The following is a 3,619-nucleotide window of genomic DNA, read 5'->3' as shown; positions in this document are numbered from 1 at the left end:
GACCTGTCGACGTTTGCGCTCTCGAACCTACCCATTGGGGAGATCACCGACCTGCATCTGCGCATCAAAGCCCAGCTGGCCGAGGCCGACCGGGCAACCGCGCAGGCGTTTCAGGAGGCCATCCCGAGCGTGCGTACGGCCGGACTCGCCTCGTTTCTGCTCTCCTACAACCAGACCTTCCCCGACGACCCGGCGCGGCTGCCCAAGGTGCTCATCTCGCAGGCCGCGCACTACTGCTGGAAGAAGAACCTCGACGTGGTCGGGCTGGGTGCGGATGCGCTTGAAACGATACCTACCGACGACCGCATCCGCCTCGATATGGATGCCCTCACAGAACGGGTGCGCACCCATGCCGAAAACCAGCAGCCAGTGCTCGGGGTCGTGAGCATCTGTGGCACCACCGAGGAGGGCGCGGTGGATCCGCTACATAGGATCGAAGCGTTCCGCGAAGAAGCCGCCGCCCACGGCCTCACGTTCTGGCATCACTGCGACGCCGCCTTCGGGGGCTACTTCGCATCGATGCTTCCCAAAGACGACGCGGGCGACGTGGTGCCCTACGACGAGGTCGACGACGCCGCACTTGCAGGGCCTGATGCACTCGTCGATGCCGAGATCTACAACGGCATCGCCGCCATGGCCGAGGCCGACTCCATCACCATCGACCCGCACAAGTTCGGATACATTCCGTATCCGGCTGGCGCCGTGCTCTTTCGCGACTACCACGTGCGCGACGCCATCTCGTATGCCGCCCCCTACCTGGCCGACGACGACCGCTCCGGTTTTGGGGGCTTTCTGGGGCAGTGGACGCTCGAAGGCTCGCGTCCCGGCGCCGCGGCGGTGAGCTGCTATCTGTCGCAAGCCATGGTGCCGCTTACCCCCGAGGGCCACGGCCAGCTCATGAAGAACTGCATCGCCGTCAACCAGGCGCTGGTCGATGCCATGCACCACCACTTTCCCGACGAGAGCTGGATTGAGCTGCGCCCGCTGGCCACGCCCGACACGGTCGGCTACTGCTTTGTGCTGATGCCCCGCTCGGGCTTCGACTCCATCGCTGCGCTCAACACCTACACCGAGCGCATCTGGCGCCGCATGACCGTAGATGGGCGCGACGACATCAACCAGTACGACTTCCTGGTGTCGAAGACCGAGGTGGAGGCGCAGGCCTACGAGCACGTCTTACGCGATGTGCTTCCGGCGGCGCTCCTCGACGATGCGCTCACACAGAGCGCCTCGCTCACGCTGCTGCGCACCTGCATCATGAACCCATTTCTCACCGACTGGTCGCAGCACGACCCGCCGTTTGCTGATCAACTATCCGCCTTCCTCCACGAAATGGCTCTCGACGAACACCTGAGCGATCTCTTACCCACCCGCCCCGTATCCGACGACGAACGCCGGTCGGTCGCGGTCATCGAAACGGCTCCCGACGCTCCCGACTCACTCACCGAGCAGCTGCGCATGCACGAGTCCACCGCCGCTCGCCTCGACATCACCGCGCGCCTGCCCAACGACAGCCGCCCGGCCGACGTCTGGAACGGCTACGACGCTGTGCTTCTCGCCGCCGACGACCTCGACACGCCCGTCATGCAGCGCACCGTACGCACCCTTGGACTGGCCCACGTGCCGGTATTTGTTATGGGGGATGCAAGCGCCACCGACCATCGCGACCTGTTTGCCCGGGTCGACGGGGCCTCGCCTCAATGGATCGCCCACGAATCGCCCGAGCGACGGCTTCAGCACCTGTTAGCCCGGCTGTATGCGCGCGGAGAAGAGATGCCAACGCTGTAGCTGGCCCCGCACCCCCTGCCCATAACGCCCTGCCCATAACGCCCTGCCCATAACGCCCTGCCTGTACCTCGCACGCAACGAGTCCGCAAAAGAGATGGAGGGACCGTAAACAATAGAGCACCCACCGGGTTGTGACGACAGGTGCACAGGATGGGCAGTGCGCTGTTTTACGGCCGCCCCTGTTTTGCAGGCGTTTTGCAGGCGTTTTGCAGGCCCCGGATCTGCTCCATTCCACTCGTTCTCCTTCGTTCTTCGTTTCGCTTTCCACGCAGCTGCATGAGTCAGACCATCTCGACCATCTCAACCGACACCTTCGCCGATCACGCGCACTCTCCCGACCATACCCTGCTCGACATCCGATCGGTGGCCGCATACAACGGATGGCCCCGCCACGGAGCCGCACGCGGGGGCCACGTGCCCGGCGCCAAAAGCCTGCCCATGCGGTGGACCAAGTACATGGACTGGGTGGAAGTCCCCGAAGATAAAGGGATGGACCCGGAGGCGCCGCTCACGATCTATGGCCACGACGCCGACGATGTCGACGCCATCGCCGCCAAGTTTGAGCGACTCGGGTTTGAACAGCTCTACACCTACCACCGCTTCAACGACGACTGGGCTGCGAACCCGGAGCGTCCGCTGCGCGCCATGGCCCGGTATGAGCAACTGGTGTACCCTGAATGGCTCAACACGCTGCTTAACGGGGGCATGCCCGAAGCGGTACGGGGCGACGATGTGGTTCTGTGCCATGCCCACTACAACTACCGCTCCGACTACGAGCAGGGACACATCCCTGGCGCGATCCCCCTCAACACCAACTGGCTGGAAGACCCCGAAACGTGGGACCGGCGTCCGCCCGAGGAGCTCAAACAGGTGCTTGCCGACCTCGGCATCCACCAGAACACCACCGTGGTATGCTACGGACGCTTCTCGTTTCCGACGTACGAGCACGACTTCCCGGCGCAGAGCGCGGGGCATCTGGGTGCAATGCGATGTGCGGCGCTGATGCTCTATGCAGGCGTCGGCGACGTCAAAGTGCTGAACGGCGGACTCAACCGCTGGGAGGATGAGGGGCTTCCGCTATCAACTGAAGATGTAGCCCCTACACCGGTCGATGACTTTGGCGCGGAGGTTCCCCTCTGCCCCGAGTACATGATCGACATTCCAGAAGCCCAGGCCCTTATCGACGCCGACGACGGCGAGCTGGTGAGCGTGCGGAGCTGGGAGGAGTTCATCGGCGAGCGCAGCGGCTACCACTACATCGAAGCAAAGGGACGCATCCCCGGCGCGGTGTTCGGCAACTGTGGAAGCGATGCCTACCACATGGAGAACTACCGCAACTTCGACTACACCACCCGCGAGTTTCAGGAGATCGAGCAGAAGTGGGCCGAGGCGGGCGTCGTGCCCAAGAAGCATGTCGCCTTCTACTGCGGCACCGGCTGGCGCGGGAGCGAGGCGTTCATGAACGCCTACCTGATGGGCTGGCCCCGCATCTCTGTCTTCGACGGCGGTTGGTACGGGTGGAGCAACGCCAACCTGCCCTCAGAAACAGGCATCCCCGCATCAGTCGCATGATCCGCGTAAGCAACATCAGCAATACCTGATCAACAATACCTGCTTTGCTGCTCGATAGTCCTCTGTCAAGTAACGGCATGTGCCGGTTTCTTTTTTCGGTAGTGGATAAACGCTAAATGACAGGATGAACAAGCACCGCAGTTTTGTCTTGTTTTAACCTCCCTCTCCCTTATTCCGCTTCGCTCCATCAGTCGCCCTACGGGCTCGTGTCGGGTTTCTCCCCCTTGGCCAAGGGGGAGATGTCGGCAGACAGAGGGGG

Annotated in this window: 2 protein-coding genes; both read left to right on the top strand. The window is 63.2% G+C overall.

Translation table 11 applies throughout. The features are described from left to right. Nucleotides 1-1,788: pyridoxal phosphate-dependent decarboxylase family protein (locus tag PPP56_RS00155; RefSeq protein WP_353561536.1), on the top strand; the 1,788-nt coding region annotated here is incomplete at its 5' end. Between the two features lie 276 nt (nt 1,789-2,064). Further along, on the top strand, nt 2,065-3,360 hold the full coding sequence (locus PPP56_RS00150; protein WP_353561534.1) for a rhodanese-like domain-containing protein: 1,296 nt from the start codon (nt 2,065-2,067) through the stop codon (nt 3,358-3,360). Nucleotides 3,361-3,619: the final 259 nt, after the last annotated feature.

Source organism: Longimonas sp. (genome assembly GCF_040409695.1).
Classification (GTDB): Bacteria; Bacteroidota; Rhodothermia; order Rhodothermales; family Salinibacteraceae; genus Longimonas.
Note: the sequence above shows the minus strand (reverse complement) of the source record. Positions and strands in the feature narration are given on the sequence as shown.

Coding starts and splice junctions, on each gene's coding strand:
- PPP56_RS00150 (WP_353561534.1), top strand. CDS start 2,065: ATGAGTCAGACCATCTCGACCATCTCAACCGACACCTTCGCCGATCAC.